At 71.7% G+C, this 16,084-nt stretch carries 18 protein-coding genes; 7 read left to right on the top strand and 11 right to left on the bottom strand.

Going from position 1 to position 16,084, the window contains the following annotated elements; all coding sequences use genetic code 11:
- Positions 1-100 precede the first annotated feature (100 nt).
- The 4 genes from IH26_RS0145380 (at position 101) to IH26_RS0145365 (ending at position 3,082) form a co-directional block, all read left to right on the top strand.
- Positions 101-841, top strand: coding sequence for a class I SAM-dependent methyltransferase (locus IH26_RS0145380; protein WP_030442516.1), 741 nt, complete (start codon positions 101-103; stop codon positions 839-841).
- A 33-nt stretch (positions 842-874) separates the two neighbouring features.
- Positions 875-1,582 (top strand): carbon-nitrogen hydrolase family protein, encoded by a 708-nt coding sequence (locus IH26_RS0145375; protein ID WP_030442515.1) that lies wholly within the window; start codon positions 875-877, stop codon positions 1,580-1,582.
- Positions 1,583-1,608: 26 nt separating this feature from the next.
- Entirely contained in the window at positions 1,609-2,007 is a 399-nt protein-coding gene (locus tag IH26_RS0145370) for a RidA family protein (protein WP_030442514.1), read from the top strand.
- 448 nt (positions 2,008-2,455) lie between these two features.
- Entirely contained in the window at positions 2,456-3,082 is a 627-nt protein-coding gene (locus tag IH26_RS0145365; protein ID WP_030442513.1) for a hypothetical protein, read from the top strand.
- 7 nt (positions 3,083-3,089) lie between these two features.
- Here IH26_RS0145365 and IH26_RS0145360 read toward each other — a convergent pair whose 3' ends face one another.
- The 8 genes from IH26_RS0145360 to fdxA all read right to left on the bottom strand — a co-directional run bounded on the left by IH26_RS0145360 (position 3,090) and on the right by fdxA (position 10,437).
- The gene (locus IH26_RS0145360; RefSeq protein ID WP_030442512.1) at positions 3,090-4,433 is read right to left on the bottom strand and encodes a DUF4407 domain-containing protein; all 1,344 of its coding nucleotides are present in this window, start codon (positions 4,431-4,433) and stop codon (positions 3,090-3,092) included.
- Positions 4,434-4,462: 29 nt separating this feature from the next.
- Complete coding sequence (locus IH26_RS0145355; RefSeq protein ID WP_030442511.1) at positions 4,463-5,098, bottom strand: SIMPL domain-containing protein; 636 nt, start codon at positions 5,096-5,098, stop codon at positions 4,463-4,465.
- 160 nt (positions 5,099-5,258) lie between these two features.
- Positions 5,259-5,810 carry a hypothetical protein gene (locus IH26_RS0145350; protein WP_030442510.1) on the bottom strand — a complete coding sequence of 184 codons (552 nt, stop codon included), beginning with the start codon at positions 5,808-5,810 and terminating at the stop codon, positions 5,259-5,261.
- Positions 5,811-5,991: 181 nt separating this feature from the next.
- Entirely contained in the window at positions 5,992-7,044 is a 1,053-nt protein-coding gene (locus IH26_RS0145345; RefSeq protein ID WP_157437737.1) for a S8 family serine peptidase, read from the bottom strand.
- A gap of 59 nt (positions 7,045-7,103) precedes the next feature.
- A complete protein-coding gene (locus IH26_RS0145340) occupies positions 7,104-8,516 on the bottom strand; it encodes a hypothetical protein (RefSeq protein ID WP_030442508.1) in 1,413 nt (470 codons plus the stop codon).
- A complete protein-coding gene (locus IH26_RS0145335; protein WP_030442507.1) occupies positions 8,513-8,926 on the bottom strand; it encodes a hypothetical protein in 414 nt (137 codons plus the stop codon). The genes IH26_RS0145340 and IH26_RS0145335 overlap by 4 nt, the downstream gene beginning before the upstream one ends.
- A gap of 99 nt (positions 8,927-9,025) precedes the next feature.
- On the bottom strand, positions 9,026-10,117 hold the full coding sequence (dapC, locus tag IH26_RS0145330; protein WP_030442506.1) for a succinyldiaminopimelate transaminase: 1,092 nt from the start codon (positions 10,115-10,117) through the stop codon (positions 9,026-9,028).
- Positions 10,114-10,437, bottom strand: coding sequence for a ferredoxin (fdxA, locus tag IH26_RS0145325; RefSeq protein WP_030442505.1), 324 nt, complete (start codon positions 10,435-10,437; stop codon positions 10,114-10,116). The genes dapC and fdxA overlap by 4 nt, the downstream gene beginning before the upstream one ends.
- A gap of 82 nt (positions 10,438-10,519) precedes the next feature.
- Between fdxA and IH26_RS0145320 the strand changes: the two genes are divergently transcribed.
- Positions 10,520-11,485 carry a GNAT family N-acetyltransferase gene (locus IH26_RS0145320; RefSeq protein ID WP_034217469.1) on the top strand — a complete coding sequence of 322 codons (966 nt, stop codon included), beginning with the start codon at positions 10,520-10,522 and terminating at the stop codon, positions 11,483-11,485.
- Here IH26_RS0145320 and IH26_RS0145315 read toward each other — a convergent pair.
- The 3 genes from IH26_RS0145315 to mshB all read right to left on the bottom strand — a co-directional run bounded on the left by IH26_RS0145315 (position 11,482) and on the right by mshB (position 13,472).
- On the bottom strand, positions 11,482-11,952 hold the full coding sequence (locus IH26_RS0145315; RefSeq protein WP_030442503.1) for a hypothetical protein: 471 nt from the start codon (positions 11,950-11,952) through the stop codon (positions 11,482-11,484). The genes IH26_RS0145320 and IH26_RS0145315 overlap by 4 nt on opposite strands.
- Before the next feature lie 147 nt (positions 11,953-12,099).
- Positions 12,100-12,576: a hypothetical protein gene (locus IH26_RS0145310; protein ID WP_030442502.1), complete on the bottom strand. Its 477-nt coding sequence runs from the start codon at positions 12,574-12,576 to the stop codon at positions 12,100-12,102.
- Positions 12,573-13,472 (bottom strand): N-acetyl-1-D-myo-inositol-2-amino-2-deoxy-alpha-D-glucopyranoside deacetylase, encoded by a 900-nt coding sequence (mshB, locus tag IH26_RS0145305; RefSeq protein ID WP_157437738.1) that lies wholly within the window; start codon positions 13,470-13,472, stop codon positions 12,573-12,575. The genes IH26_RS0145310 and mshB overlap by 4 nt, the downstream gene beginning before the upstream one ends.
- A 157-nt stretch (positions 13,473-13,629) precedes the next feature.
- On the opposite strand from mshB, the gene IH26_RS0145300 reads away from it, so the two are divergent.
- Together IH26_RS0145300 and IH26_RS0145295 are read left to right on the top strand one after the other, a co-directional pair.
- Positions 13,630-15,420: a S9 family peptidase gene (locus IH26_RS0145300; protein ID WP_425394461.1), complete on the top strand. Its 1,791-nt coding sequence runs from the start codon at positions 13,630-13,632 to the stop codon at positions 15,418-15,420.
- 68 nt (positions 15,421-15,488) lie between these two features.
- Positions 15,489-16,084, top strand: a 596-nt coding sequence (locus IH26_RS0145295) for a Uma2 family endonuclease (protein WP_157437736.1), incomplete at its 3' end; no start/stop codon positions are given.

The following is a 16,084-nucleotide window of genomic DNA, read 5'->3' as shown; positions in this document are numbered from 1 at the left end:
CGCGACCCACCTGGCCGTTGTCATACCGTAACCATGTTTCGAGCTTGAGTCGCGTCACAACGGCGGCGGGGGCACAGCCCGCCTGACTAACGTCTTGCGGGTGCGCATCGGGCAGCAGTACGGCGAGCCGGTCGACTCGGCGACCACGGCTCTCGGCGAGCGCGCCACCGGCTGGGAGTTCGCCTGGCTGGACGGGCGCCCCGGCGGGCCGTCCTGGTCGTACCCGAATCTCGCCCGGCACCTGCTGCGCCGGGCCGGCGCCGCGCTCGATCTCGACACCGGCAGCGGCGAGCTCCTGGCCGAGCTCGCCCCGCTGCCGCCGCACACCGTCGCGGTGGAGAGCTGGGCCCGTAACACCCCGGTCGCCCGCGACCGCCTCGCGCCGTTCGGCGTCCCGGTGCTCACCGAACTGCCCGGCGGCGAGGAGGAGTTCGACGTGGTGCTCAGCCGGCACGGCCGGCTGCCCGCCGCCGACATCTTCCGGCTGCTGCGCCCGGGCGGGCACCTGCTCAGCCAGCAGGTCGGCAGCGACGACCTGGCCGGCCTCAACGCGGCGCTCGGCGCCCCCGGGGCCCACCACCGCTGGACGGCCGAGGTGGTGGCGGCCGCCCTCGAGGAGGCCGGGCTGCACGTCACCGACGTGCGCGAGGAACACCCCGACGTGATCTTCCACAGCGTCGGCGAGGTGGTACGCCAACTGCGGGACCTGCCCTGGCAGATTCGCGACTTCAGCACCGAGAAGTACGCGGACGCCCTCGGGCGGGTCGACTCGTTCATCCGGTTGCACGGGGCGCTTACCGTCACCGCGCACCGGTTCCTGATCCAAGCCGTACGCAGCTAGCCCCCACCCCCGCCCCCGAAGGAAGATGGGCCCATGCGCTCGTTGGTCATCGCCGTCGCCCAGCCCCGAGTAGAACCCCTCGACATAGCTCTCAACGCGACACGGCACGCCGCCGCGGTCCACGCCGCCGCCGCCCGGGTGGTGGTCTTCCCCGAAATGTCGCTGACCGGGTACGAGTTGGACGCGCCCACCGTGGCGCCGGACGATCCACGGCTCGCGCCGCTGGTCGAGGCATGCGCGGCGCGGAACACCGTGGCGCTGGTCGGCGCGCCGGTCGAGGGGCCGTACATCGCGATGCTGGCGGTCGACGGGACCGGGGTGCGGGTCGCGTACCGCAAGCAGCACCCGCACACCAGCGAGGAGCGGTTCCTGGCCGGGCCGTCGCCCGAGGTGCTCACGGTGGACGGCTGGCGGCTCGGCCTGGCGATCTGCCGGGACACCGGGGTGGAGGAGCAGGTCGCGCGCACGGTGGCGCTGGGCATCGACGCGTACGTGGCCGGCGTGCTCGACGCGCCGGAGGGCGAGGCGGTGGTGGCCGAGCGGGCCCGCCGGGTCACCACCGGGCACGGCGTGTGGGTCGCCGTGTCGTCGTTCGCCGGGCCGACCGGCGGCGGGTACGCCGAGTCGGCCGGCCGCTCGGGAATCTGGACGCCGGACGGCCGGGTGGCGGCGCGAGCCGGCCGCAAGCCGGGCGAGATCGCCCGGGCCACGATGGTCGCCGAATCCCTCGCCCGGCTTTGACCGCGAGCGGCGACTAGGCTCGCCGCATGCAGCACCATGTCCGGCCGGCGGGCACGCCGCCGACCAACGGTTACAGCCACGCGGTGTCCTTCGCCGGGCCGATGCTGGTGATCTCCGGGCAGGTTCCGCTGGATGCCGAGGGGCGCCTGGTCGGGTATGACGACTGTGCCGAGCAGACCCGCCAGGTGTTCCGCAACCTCGAGGCGGTGCTGGCCGCGGCCGGGGCCACGATGGGTGACGTGGTCAAACTGACCGTGTTCCTCACCACCATGGCCGACCTGGCCGGGTTCCGGTCGGTACGCGACGAGTTCGTCGACCCGCAGCGCCCGCCGGCCAGTTCCCTGGTTCAGGTCAGCGGGCTGGTCCATCCGGCCTTCCGGATCGAGATCGAGGCGATCGCGGCCCTCCGCCCGCCCGTCGAGTGACATAGGCGTTCGCCTTTTACCTCTTTTCGGGGAATGGTCTTGACGGGTGCCGTGCGGGCGAGGAAATTGGATGAGGCGACGGCTCGGTCAATTCCTTGGACGCGTACGGATTAGGCCGTCCGGGTGTCTTTTCCGGCGTTCGGCGATCCGGTCCGGCGGGGACGGTGCACCGGCCGTACGGCCAAGGGAGAGTGACCTGATCGCCCGGCTTGACCACCGGGGATTCAGGTTCGCCGCTTCACCGGCGACAATACGCCGGCGACCGCCGGGCGTCCCCCGTTGGGGTTAGGCCGGACAGCCGCACCTGTGCGATATATGCGCGCACAAGGACGGACGGAATGCCGATCACATGACCGTTCCTCGTCGGGGACCGTTGAACAACCAGTTCTGTCGGTCCTTGAGGGAGGAACGCGCCCCGCATGCGAACGCACGACCCTGAGGCCCGCTCGTGATCCGCCTCGACGCGCTGACCCGCCGGCGTGGCGCCGCCGGCCGGGCGAGGAACGGGCACATCGAGCTGCGCCCCGCCGATCACGAGGAGCCGACCTGGGAGGTCCGGCACCCCGGCGACCAGCGGTCCCGACGGTGGGACGGCCGGACCCGCGCAATCCTCACGCTGGCCGCGGTGGCCGCGGTTGTGGTGAACGCCGGCGCGGCCTGGATCTATTGGCGGGTCACCGGCTCGGAGACCGGGCACTGGGCCGGCGCGACCACGGTGGAGATCGCGCTGCGGGCCCGCTCCGACCTCAACCACCCGCTGATCGCCGGGCAGAGCGGCAACCTCGCGGTGACGGTGACCAACGACTACGACTTCCCGATCCGGATCACGTCGGTCACGGCCGGCGCCGGCACCATCATCGCCGACCCGGAGCATCGCGACGCGGGCTGCAAGGATCCCCGGGTGCGGCTGAGCCGGGACCGGTTCGTGGTTTCGTGGGAGGTGCCGCGCAACACGATCGGCGCGTTCACCATCCCCGACGCCCTGGTCATGCGGCCGGATGCGGCCGCGGTCTGCAACGGAGCGGTGTTCACCGTGCCGATCCAGGCCTCCGGGACCAGCCGCAACGCGTCCTGAGACCGGATCAGTCCGCTTCGGCGGCGGGCAGGGCCCGCACGTCCTCGTCGCGGTAGAAGACCGGCGTCCGGCGGTGCCGGCCGGCTCCCTCGACGAGCTCGCCGTTCAGATGATGCCGGCCCGGGTGGGCGATCAGCCGGCGGATCTCCTCGGGCACGGTCATCGCCGCCCGCAACACCTCGCCGGCCCGCTCGGCCGACTCCCGGGCGACCCGCTCGTCGGCGGCCGCGGCAGCGATGCCCTCGGCCACCACCTTGGCCATCGCCGCGCCGTACGACCGGGCGTCGTGGATCTCCCGCTCGTGCAGCAGCGCCGCTTCGTGCTCGCGGCGCCGGGCGATCCGGGCCTCGTTCCGCTCGTACGCGTTGCCGCGGGAGACGAACTTGAGGCCGACCGCGGCACAGTCGAGCGAGACCAGCAGCAGCGTGATGCCCAGGTAGAAGACGCCGACGCCCCAGAAGTCGCTGGTCACCAGGTGCCACATCGCCGCGGTCCGGGCGCCGAAGCCGGCGTCGTCGGCCACCGCCCGGCTGTTGGCCAGCCGCTGGTCGCCGATCTGCCGGGTGAGCTGGGCCTGCTCGGCGGCCCGGGCGTCGCGGGCGGCCCGCTGGGTGGCGAGCAGGTCGCCGGCCTGCCGGTCGAGCTCGGTGGCCTCGGCGTCGAGCATGCGGGACCGCTGGACGAGCTGGTCGCAGTACCCGCCGGGCGGACAGCCGGGCGAACGGGTCACGCCGTTGCCGGCCGAGTCGTCGACCGCCTGCTGATAGCTCACGCGGGCGTCCTGCCGCTTCTGCGCGGACCGGTCGGTGAGGTCGCGGACCGCCGCGTCGTCGGCGTCGTTCTCCCGCTTGAGCTGGTCGAGCCGGGCGGTCCAGGTGCCGATCGCGCCGCTCGTGTCGATCCGGCTCAGCTGCTGGTTGTGCACCTGGTTGAGCCGGGCGTCGATCTCGCCCTGGTAGCGGGCCAGCATCAGCGGCTCCGTGATGATCACGGCGAACAGCACGGCCAGGCCGAGGCGGCCCAGGTAGAGGCCCAGGGTCGGCTTGCGCAGGAACTCGCGCGGGTCGGTCGACTCCAGGTCGTCGTAGCTGATCGACACCCGGCCGACCACGGCTCGGTCGAAGGCCACCACCCCGCAGGCGACCAGCGGCCCGACCAGCCAGCGGTACCACGGCCGCTCGTAGCCGGAGCTGGCGTCGATGAACGCCGCGCCGCCGACCGTGGCGTACACGAAATACAGCAGGATGAAGACGCCGATCGCGGAGTAGAGCACCCGGTCGGTATGTGTGATCACGCTGTCCGGGTTGACGTTCGCCACCCTCAGCAGGACGTCTCGGCGACCCTTGGGCATGATGCCGAGTCTTACCGATCATCCGGATTTTATTCGGCTTTTCCCGATATGTCGGGCTCGGTGATGGTCACCCGCACCAGCACGGCCGCCTCCACGGTCTGCCGCTGCGGGTCGAGCTCCAGCGTCGGCGCGGACTCCTGGATCATCCGGGTCGCCATCGGCATCACCGGGCCGGCGACCTCGTCGGAGATCTCGACCAACCGATCGACGTGGGCGCCGACGGCCGCCGCATAGTCCCGGGCGCGGGTGAGCGCGTCGGCGATCGCGGCCCGGCGCACCTCGGCGCCGGCCGTGCTGCCGGGCCGCAGCCGCCACCACGGTCCGAAGATCGAGACCTGGTCCCGCAGGGCCAGGCTCGGCAGCATCTCGTCGAGCGCGCCGAAGTCGGCCACGGTCACCGTCGTCTCGATGCTTCCCGCATAGCCGGAGGGACGGGCGTGGCCGGGCTTGACCTCGGGATGAACCTGCACGCTTCCGGTCTCGCGGCGTTCGATCGCTTCGCCGTACGCGTCCAGCGCGGCACGCAGGCCGGCCGCCCGTTCGGTCAGCTGGGTCACGACCGTCGCCCGGTCGCGGCCCCGGACGGTCGCCGAGACGGAGAAGACGGCCAGCTCGGGCGGCACCTCGCGGGTCGCCTCGCCGCGTACCAAGATCGTCGGCTGCATGCCTCGCCTCCCTACTCGACGGTCGCCGCGGGCCAGCCGGCCGGCCGCGGCTCCTCCGCGCGGGCCGGCGTGGCGGCAAACTGATTCTGCAGGTCAGGGGTCCGGCCCGCGAGGCGAGCCCATGACAACACCCAGCCTCACCACACCCGGTGCGCGGCCATCAGATCTCCTTCCGGCACCGGGCCAGCTGGGCGAGCACGTGCCGGGCGTCGGCCAGCAGCCGGTCGGTGTCGCCCGGGACCAGCACCGCGGTGACCTCGGCCCGCTCGATCCGCCCGCCGCGGGCCTGCGCCCGGAACAGCCCCCGCGGCCCGGCCACCACCCGGACCGCCTGCCGGCCGCGCAGCCGCTTGTCGGCATCGTCGATCAGCCGGTACGCCTCGGCGATCCGGCCGCGGGCGGCATCCAGGAAGCCGTCGTCGCCGGGCCGCAACGCGGGCGGCGCCTCGCCCTCCCGTGGTAACAGTTGGTAACCATGTCGGCGCAGGATCATCGGAACCAGCGCGGCCTTGAGGCGGGCGGTCGCCAGCGCCTCGAGCAGCCCGGCCGCGACACGGGCCGGGCCGAGCGCGGCCCACCAGCCCGGGTGCAGGCTCAGGTCGACGAACCGGCCCACGGCGTCGACCACGGCAAACGCGGTGCCGGTGCGGTCCGGCCCGGCGATCCGGTCGAGCCGCGGCGGCGGGCCACCGGCTCGGGCGCGAATCACCATATTTTCTATTTCGGTCACGAACCGGCGCGCGTCCCCCACGCGCGCGTCGTCGTCCCGTTCCGCTTGAACGGATGGAAACAACGTCGATCCCCCCAGATCTGAGGGCACTGACAGTAACGCACGGCGGTAACGCATTCGAGTCCTCAAATGCGAGGCATTCGTGCCAATCCGCGCCCGGCGATCAGGGGCTTCGACGCACCCGCACCATCATGAAGACGGCCCCCGCGACGATCACCAGCAGCCCGCCGATGGCCGCGAAGAACAGCCAGCCCGGCAGACCACCCGCCGCCGGGGTAGCCGCCGTCGGATCCACCGTCGAGCCTTGGGCGGCGGTGGCCGGGGCGTCGGTCGGGGCGGCCGTCGTCGCGCTCGGCTTGACCCGCGGCACGGTCAGCGCGGCGACCGGATTCAGCTGCCCGTACCCGTAGTAGTCGTCACGCCCCTTGGCACCACGATCAGTCGCGGTGCGAGTCAAACGATCCACCACCTCGGCCGCAGACATGTCGGGATAGCGGGCCCGCATCAGCGCCGCAACCCCAGAGACCAGGGCAGTCGAGTCGCTCGTGCCCTCCGCGATTTCGTATTTGTTGTGCGGACGTGCCGCCGGAATGTCGGTGCCGTAGGCGACGAGGTCGAGCTGCGGGCCGTAGTTGGAGAAGTCGGCGATCTTGTTGTTCCTGTCCACTGTTCCGACCGCGAGCACGCCACGCAGTCGAGCCGGCATCGCCACCGCCTTGTGGTCGTTGCCGGACCCGGCGACCAGCACGACATCCGCGGCCACCGCATCGTCAACCGCTTTCTGCACCGCGTCGTCGCCCACATCCAGCACAAACGACATGTTGATGACCTTGGCGCCGTGCGCGACCGCCCACCGGATGCCGTCGGCCACATATACCGGATCCTCGGTCGGACTGACCGACATGACCTTGCTGCGGGGGGCAACCCCCAACAGACCGGCACCATCGCCGTGCCCGCGGCCCGCGATCAGCGTCGCCATGCTGGTGCCGTGTGGCCCTGTGTCCGAATTGTCGTCCGGCACCTTGCGCACTGTGTTCCAGCCCGCGACGGTCGCGCCGCGCAGATCTTGATGAGTCTTGTCCACGCCGCTGTCGAGCACGGCGACGGTCACCCCCTCGCCGCCGTTGCCCAGCGCCTGAGCCTTAGCGAGTTGCATGGGGGCGAAGTACCACTGGCTGTCCCGCTCAGCGTCGGCGCGGGCCGGTACGCCGGTCATCAGGACGGTAAGCAGGGCGGCGCCGATCGCGGCGCCGCCCGCAGGAAGGCTTCGCCGCACTAGCGCCAGCCGATCACGTTGGGGCCGGGGTCATGCCACGGGTTGTCGGTGGACGGGGCGATCACCGGTTCGACGCCCTCGGCGACCTCCCACGGGTTGTCCGGGTCGAAGGCCAATTCGCCCTCGTTCTGTCCTCGGCGCCCGCCACGGCCCGGCATGCCGGTCATGCCCCTCTTGCGGTCGGGACCGATCTCGTCCTCGGAGAGCCACGACGGTCGAGGCTGCCGGCCACTGCGACCGCTCGTCGACCCGCGGCGACCACCCGCGGCACCGAGGCCTTCCTCCGGAATGCCGGTCAGGCCGCCGCGCACCCCCCGGCCGCCCTCGGACGCCCCCTCGATGCCGCCGATCGTGCCGGTCCTGCTAATCCGGCTCTTGCCGCCGGCGCCCCCGCGTCCGCCCGTCGCGCCGAGCGGTCCCAGACCGCCGCGACCGCCGCCGACCCCGGGCTCGCCGATGACGCCCGACGACAACCGTGCGGGACGAACGCCACCACCCGGACTGATCGGTGCGCCGCCGCCGGTGGGCAACAGGCCGGGAACAACCGGATTGATCGGCGCACCTCCCGTGGGCAAGCCACCGCCACCGCCGGTTGGCAGCGGAATGGACCCACCGCCGCCCGGCGCGCCCGGCGGGGTGCTCGGGGTGATCACGCCGGCCAGGCCGGGACCATCCCCGTCACCCACACTGCCGCCACCACCTGCGCTGCCGGCGCCGGTCGAGCCGCCGGTGTTACCACCCTGGTTGCCGTCGGGCACAGTAGCTTCGTGCCCGGGCATCGGCGGTGGCGGGTCGTGTGGCACCGACACGTCGATTCCCCCGCGGGATGCCGAGCCGGATGAGCCGCTGCTCGAACCGGCGGGCGGCTTTTTCTCCACCTTGTTGTCGATCTTCAGCTGATAAGGATCGGGGACCTTGAGCAGGGAGACCGAGTCCTCCACCGCCCGCTCGGCCTCGATCATCACGCTGCGTGCCTGGGAGTCGATCCCGTCCTCGGCCTTGTCCCACCAGTGTGGGACCAGGTCGGTGCTCTTGTCCTTGTACTGCTCCCACAGCGGCTGCAGCTTGGTCTTCGCGGTCTGGATCGCCGAGATGATGTTGTCGAGGCCGCTCGCGGTGGCGTCCGCATCCGCCGATGCCGAGTCGAGGCGGCCGATCAGGACGTCGAGTTCCTGGACGAAGGCCGCCGACGACGCGTTCTGGTCCGGCGGCCAGGCGGCGACCAGATCGGCCTTGGCCGTCTTCAGCGCCTCCTGCTGGCTGCGCACCGAGCCGGCCAGCGTGCGCCACGCGGTCACCTGCTGGCGGCCCTGCTCGTCGTTCTCGTGCTCCACCATCGACCAGAGCCGCGGGGTGTTGAAGGCGCCCCAGTTCGTGCAGTACAGGCTGGTCATCACGGGTTCGTCGGTCATCTCGGCTGCGCACCTCCCCGGGTGGACGGGTGCCCGTCGGCCCTGGCCCGGCGGGCCTGCGCCTCGGCCACCGCCTGCTCCATCAGGGCGTTCACCTGCGACGCGCTCTGCGCCGAGCGGCCGTCGCTCTTCTCCAGGGCCTCGGCCACCTTGCCGGCCGCCGCGGCCAGGATCTCCGCCGCCTCCAGGTATGCCTCGATGTTCTGCGTCGAGGCCTTCAGGCTCTGCTGGTAGCGCTGCTTGGCCGCGGCCACCCCGCCGCTCGCGTTGTTGGCCCCGAACGCGACGCCGGTCGAGAGATCCACGCTGGCGCGCGAATACCCCGACGCGAGCGTCGTCGACGTGTCGGTGGGGACCTGATTGGAGAACTTGTGCAGCCCGTCCGTCTCGACGCGTACCCCGTCAGCCACGACCGCCTCCCCGCAGCGTCGTATGGATTCCGACCCCGAGGGTAACGATGGGCGTCGACATCGCGAAACCCCGCCCGGTCAGGGCGAGATCACCCCGTGTCAGGCCAGGCGGGACGCGGCCGCGGCGATCCGTTCATCGGTGGCGGTCAACGCGATCCGGACGTGCTGGGCCGCGGCCGGGCCGTAGAAGGCGCCCGGGGCGGCCAGGATGCCCTTCTCGGCGAGGCCGTCGACGGTCTGCCAGCAGTCCTCGCCGCGGGTCGCCCACAGGTAGAGGCCCGCCTCCGAGAAGTCGATCTCGAAGCCCGCCTTGCCGAGGGCGGTACGCAGCGTGTCACGCCGGGCGGCGTACCGCTCGCGCTGGTGCTCCACATGCGTCTCGTCGCCGAGCGCGGCGATCATCGCGGCCTGGACCGGGGCGGGGACGATCATGCCGGCGTGCTTGCGGACCGCGAGCAGGCCGGCGACCAGCGCCGGGTCGCCGCCGAGGAAGCCGGCCCGGTAGCCGGCGAGGTTGGATCGCTTGGAGAGCGAGTGCACGGCCAGCACGCCGGTGTAGTCGCCGCCGGTGACCGCGTCGTCGAGCACCGAGACCGGCCGGGTTTCCCATCCCAGCGACAGGTAGCACTCGTCGCTGACCACGGTGACGCCGCGCTCGCGGGCCCAGGAGACGACCTTGCGCAGGTGCTCGACCGGGAGCACCTTGCCGGTCGGGTTGGACGGCGAGTTGATCCAGATCAGCTTGATCCGCCGGTCGGGGCCGAGGGCGGTCAGCGAGTCGCTGCGCACCACGGTCGCGCCGGCGAGCAGACCACCGACCTCGTACGTCGGGTAGCAGACCGACGGGATCACCACGACGTCACCCGGACGGACGCCGAGCAGTGTGGGCAGCCAGGCGACCAACTCCTTGGAGCCGATCGTCGGCAGCACGCCGGGCTCGCCCGAGGCGTTGCACGCCCGGGCCAGCCAGCCGGCGATCGCCGCGCGGAGCGCCGGGGTACCCGCGGTGAGCGGGTACCCCGGCGCGTCCGACGCGTCGGCGAGCGCCTGGCGAATCAGGGCCGGAACCGGGTCGACCGGGGTGCCGATGGACAGGTCGACGATGCCGCCGGGGTGGCCGGCGGCCTTGGTCTTCGCCGGCTCCAGGAGGTCCCAGGGGAAATCCGGCAGGGCCGACGCGAGAGCGCTCAGTGCTCGCCCATGGGCGGAAGGGCGACGATGAACGGCGTGTCCTTGTCGATCTTGCCCTTCTTCGCGGCGCCGCCGGGCGAACCGAGGTCCTCGAAGAACTCGTAGTTCGCGTTCGTGTAGTCCTTCCACTGCTCCGGGACGTCGTCCTCGTAGAAGATCGCCTCGACCGGGCAGACCGGCTCGCACGCCCCGCAGTCCACACACTCATCGGGGTGGATGTAGAGCATCCGATTGCCCTCGTAGATGCAGTCGACCGGGCACTCTTCGATGCATGCCTTGTCGAGCACATCGACGCAGGGCTCAGCGATGATGTAGGTCACGGGTCTTTCCCTCCAAAGCCACGCCGCGCGAACCGCCGGCGACGAATGCAGAGCCTAGTATCTCCGCCGGAGGAGGTGACACGTGCTCCGTCGGCAGGATGTGGGACACCGGGTGGTAGTACGCCGGATTGTAGGCGTCTCCCACGAGCGAACGCTGTATTCCGATGCACTGGGAGAGCTCGTCGCCCTCACCGAGACGGATCTCACTATCGCCACGGAAAAAGGGACTTTACGGGTGCCCCTGGCGGAGGTGCACCGGGCCAAGCGGGTCCCGCCCGCGCGCCGGCCGCCGGCCGCCGACGTGGTCGCCCTCGAACTCGCCGCCAACGATGCCTGGCCGGCGCCGGTCCAGGGCCGGCTGGGCAGCTGGATCCTGCGGGCGGCCGGCAACTGGACCGGCCGGGCGAACTCCGCGCTGGCCGTCGGCGATCCGGACCGTACGCTCGAGGCCGCCATCGACGCCGTCGAGGAGTGGTACGAGGCACACGGCCAGCAACCGCTGATCAACGCGCCGATGCCGCTCGCCGCCCCGGTCAACGCGGCCCTGGACGGGCGCGGCTGGACCGCCCGGCCGCTCACCCTGGTGCAGACCGCCCCGCTGTCCGCCCTGCTCACCACGGTTCCGCCGCGCGGCGACCTGCCCCCGGTCGAGCTGGCCGACACCCCCGGCGACGACTGGTTCGCGATGGTCGCCGAGCACAAGGGCGACCTGCCGGCGAACGCGGTGCGCATTCTCACCGGCGTACCGGAAATTGTTTTTGCTCACGTGCACGACGCCGACGGCTCGTTGATCGCCGTGGCGCGCGGCGCGGTCACCGGCCCGGATCGCTGGCTCGGCATCTCGCTGCTGCAGACCGCTCCGGCCGCCCGCCGCCGCGGCATCGCCCAGCAGGTGGTGGGCGGCCTCGCGCAGTGGGCGACGCAGCGCGGCAGCACCCGCGCCTACCTGCAGGTGGAGGAGCGGAACACGGCCGCGGTCACGCTCTACGGCCGGCTCGGCTTCGGCACCCACCACACCTATCTGACCCGCGAAGCACCGCTCGGTTAGCGGCGGACGACCTTGCGCGGTTTCGCGGCGCGGGTCTGCGTGTACGCGTTGAGCGAGCGGGAGCGGAAGTCGCGGCCGAACACCATCGCGATCCAGTAGCCGAGCAGCGTGCCGCCGATCGCGAAGCCGCTGTAGAGCCAGACCTGGAAGAAGAAGTCGCCGGCGCCGCTGTCGAACGGCTTGCCGCCACTGATGAACGGTCCGGCCAGGACGGTCAGCAGCAGGCCGCCGGCCGCGCCGAAGACCAGGTCGGGCAGCAGCCACTCGCTCGGGCGTCTGCGCTGGCAGACCAGGAACGTCCAGACGGCGAGGGTCAGGCCGATCAGCGCGAACATGATGACCGTCGCCGCGGTCTGCGCCGAGTCGTTGTCCTTGGCGAAGAAGCGGATGACCAGCCGGGCGACCACGTTGATCGCGAACAGGCCGATCGCCAGCGCCGCGGGCGCGAACCAGCGCTTCTCCCTCATGAGTCCTCCCCGAAACCGCTATCCGTGGCACGGGATCGTAACGCCAAGTGAACTTCCGGCGCTCGACCTCGTGGGCCATCTTTGCGGATGACGCGCCACGAGTTCCTGGTTGAAACCTGAGAGTCCGCTGCGAGTCAGCGTCTTCGGCTAACTCCGCGGGAGCCTTTGCAAGATCATCCGGTACGAGTAGACGGCGAAGGTCAGGCTGCCGACCAGGATCATCGCGAGCCCGATCCAGTCGTTGCCGGCCAGCAGGTAGTCGCCCTCGTTGGTGCGCACCCCGGCGGCCAGCAGCATCATCAGGGTCCAGAGCGCCCACGGCGGGCCGAGCGCCCAGCGGCGGCCGCCGGTGGTGCTGACCGCGAACCAGGCGATCGCGTAGTTGCCGGCCGCGGCCAGCACGATCGACAGGCCGAGCAGCGGGCCGTGGCCGGAGCCGATCGCGTCGCCGCGCCAGATCGTGGTCAGGTCGCCCCAGCGCAGCGGGGTGAGAAACAGCTCCAGCACGCCGGAGAAGAAGGCGGCGAGGATCGCGATCACCAGGCCGCCGGTCACCACGACCGGCTCCCACCCGCTGCGCGCCGGGGGCGCCTCGGGCTGCGCTTCTTCCCGCGAGTCGATCATCTGGTGGCCGCGTCCGCTCTCGCCGGCTCCTCGATCTGCAGGCCACTGAACAGGTCGCTCTCCCAGTTGTGCGGGCCCTCGCCCGGACCGCGCTCGCCCTTGGCCAGCAGGAAGTACTCGACGCCCATGAATTCGCCGCCGAAGTCCCCGGCGATGCCGTACAGCCAGGAATTGTCCGGAATTTGGGTGGCGTGCGCGCGCATCGCCGCCACCTTCCGCTGGTAGTGGTCGGTGCCGTCCATCCGGGCCGCGATCTCTTCGTCGGTGTGCCCGAACGGCAGGTCTTCCACCTTCTCCACGTCGGCGAAGGGGTTGTCGTCGAGGCCGCGGAACGCCTCCATGCCCTCGCGCAGGACGCTGAGCGGCATCGCCGTCCAGTAGATCTTCTGCGGGCCGTCCGGCCCGGCCAGCTCGGCGGCGCGCATCGCGACCCGGTGCGCCTGGATGTGGTCGGGATGGCCGTAGAAGCCGTTTTCGTCGTACGTGATCATGACCTGCGGCCGGATCTCGCGGATCACCTCGAGCAGCAGGGCGGCGGCCTCGTCGAGGTCGGCGCCCCAGAACGCGCGCGGATGATCGTTGGTCGGCAGGCCCATCATCCCCGAGTCGCGGTAGTGGCCGGGCCCGCCCAGGATGCGGTGGTCGGTCACGCCCAGCGCCGCGCAGGCCCGGCTCAGCTCGCCCAGGCGGTAGCCGCCGAGCTGGTCGGCCTGTTTCGCCTCGAGCTGGACGAGTTCGGGCACGTGGATCTCGCCCTCCTCGCCGAGTGTGCAGGTCACGAGCGTGACGTGGGCGCCGGTGGCGGCGTAGTGAGCCATCGTCGCGCCGGTGCCGGTGACCTCGTCGTCCGGGTGGGCGTGCACCAGCAGCAGGCGGCGTGCGGGCAGGGCGTCAATCACGCGCGCAACTCTACGCGGGGGCGTGCGCGCCTTTTCGGAGCCGGGCTGGGAGTTTGCACGGCGGAGTGCGCCCTTGATCAGCGATGCTGGACACGTGGACTACCCCGCGCTCGCCGATCGCACCGGTCACTTCCGCTACGGTGCGCCGCACGCCGTGTCGATCGGCGGCGACGGTGCCCGGGTGGTCTTCCTGCGCACGGCCGGCCCGCAGGATCCGGCCGCCGCGCTCTGGACGCTCACCGTGGCCACCGGCGAAGAGAAACAAATAGCGGAAGGACCAATTTCGGCGTACGCCGTGGACCGCGATGCCCGGACGGCGGCGTTCGCGAGCGACGGCCGTCTGTTCCGCGCCGACCTGACGACGCTCACGGTCGCCGAGGTCCCCGCCCAGGGCCCGGTCGAGGACCCGCGGCCCGACCCGGCCGGGCGGCACATCGGGTACGTGACCGTGGCCGGCGGCTCGGCCTCGCTGCGCGTGGTCGGGCCGGAGGGCGACCGACTGCTGGCCGGCGAGCCCGGCACCGCCTGGCGCGAGCACGGCGGCCTGATCTCGTGGGGCGTGCCCGACCCGGCCGCCGTCCAGTTCGGCCGGCGGCGCGGCTGGTGGTGGTCGCCGGAGGGCCGGCAGATCCTGGCCACCCGCACCGCCGGGGCGACCAGCCTGCACCTGCTCGACCTCGACGAGGGCTGGGTGGACGTGCACTGGGACCGGGAGACCTACCCGTACGTGGTGAATGTCCGCTGGGCCGACGGCGGCGGCCCGTTGATCACCGTGCTGCGCCGGATGCAGCAGCACGGGCTGGTGCTGGCGATCGATCCGCGGACCGGGGAGACCCAGGTGCACGCCGAACTGGCCGACGCCCGCTGGGTGGAGCCGGTGGCCGGCACGCCGCGGCACCTGCCGGACGGCCGGGTGCTGGTCGGCGGCGAGCTCGCGCACGACGGCTTCGACGCGCGCTGCCTGTTCGCCGACGGCAGCCTGCTCACCCCGCCCGGCCTCTACGTGCGGCGGGTGGTCGGCACGCTGCCCCGGTCGGACGCCCCGAGCGGCGCGCCCGACCTGGTCGTCGAGGGCACCGACGGCGACCCGTCGGCGCAGTCGGTGTTCCGCGTGCGTACGTCCCTGGGCGGCGGCGGCGCGGAGGCGCGGAAGATCAGCATGACCCCCGGCTGGCATCGCGCCGAGGCCAACGGCGACGTGCTGGTCCTCGACTACACGGTGTGGCGGGGCGAGGCCCGGGTGGCCACGCTGCGCAACCTGGCGGCGCCGCTGCCCTACCACCCGAGCCCGATCCTGGAACGGATCACCGACCGGCGGCTGCCGGCGGCGGTGCTGTACCCGGCCGGCTTCGTGGGCGGGGCGAAGATCCCGGTGCTGGTCACGCTGGGCGACGGCACCGGCCACCAACAGGTGGTGACCGACCCGTCGGCGTGGCAGGAGCGGCAGTGGTGGGCCGACGCCGGCTTCGCGGTGGTGAGCGTCGATTCCCGGGGTACGCCCGGGGTGGCCCCCAGCTTCGAGAAGGTGGTGCACCGCCGCCTGGGCGACGTGGCGCTGACCGATCAGGTGGACGCCCTGCACGCCCTGGTCGGCAAGCACCCCGACCTGGACCTGACCGCGGTGTCCGTCCGCGGCTCGGGGCTGGGCGGCTGGCTGGCGGCGATGGCGGTGCTGCGCCGGCCGGACGTCTTCCACCGGGCGGTGGCCCGCGACCCGATCACGGACTGGTACCAGCTCCCGGCCCCGTTCGCGGAGCGCTATCTGGGCGACCGGAGCGACGCCTCGGACGTCTACGCCCACCACAGCCTGGCCGAGGCGGCGGCCCAGTCGGACCGCTCCCGCCCCCTGCTGCTGATCGGCGCGACCCTGCCCGGCTTCACCTCGCTCCCGGCCGCAACCCTGGCCGAGGAGTTAGCCTTCCTGCGAGGACCCCTCGAACGGTAGTCGCGAGGAGAGTTGGCATGAGACTAGTCTTCGTGAGAGAGTCAGACCTCGATCGCCAGGGAGACGCCATGACGACTTCCATCTTCAGCCACGGGCTTCCGATGTCGGAGCAGGAGTTCCTGAACATCGGCGAGACGCCTGAGCGTATCGAGCTCTTCGACGGGAGCCTCCACGTGACTCCGAGCCCGACTCCTCGCCATCAATTGATCTCACGTCGCCTCGCCAACGCGCTGGACATCGGTGCGCAGGCCGCCGACCTACAGGTGCTCGAGGCGGTGAATGTCCGACTCGCGCCGGACCGGATTCCTATCCCCGATCTTGCGATCACCGCCGACATCGACCTGGATGAGTTGGTCATCGACGCGGGCGACGTCCACCTCGTCTGCGAGATCCTCTCGCCGTCGAACCAGGCCACCGACAAAGTCCTCAAGATGCATTACTACGCGGCCGCCGGCATCGTCTGGTATCTGCTGGTCGACCCCGGCGCACGTTCGCTTCATCTCTACCGGCTGGCCGGAAACAGCTACGTAGAACACGCTGCCGGCAAGGACGGCGATGCCCTCCGGCCACGGCCGTTTCAAGATCATGATGTGATTCCGAGGATGGCGAAGGGTCTGGTCATGTTCCGGCCGGCCCATCGGGTGGCTTCGGTGATGTCGCGGCG

The sequence above is a fragment of the Actinoplanes subtropicus genome (assembly GCF_000721705.1).
In the GTDB taxonomy this organism is placed as follows: domain Bacteria; phylum Actinomycetota; class Actinomycetes; order Mycobacteriales; family Micromonosporaceae; genus Actinoplanes; species Actinoplanes subtropicus.
The sequence above is the reverse complement of the archived record's forward strand: the minus strand, read 5'-3'. Positions and strand labels throughout refer to the sequence as shown.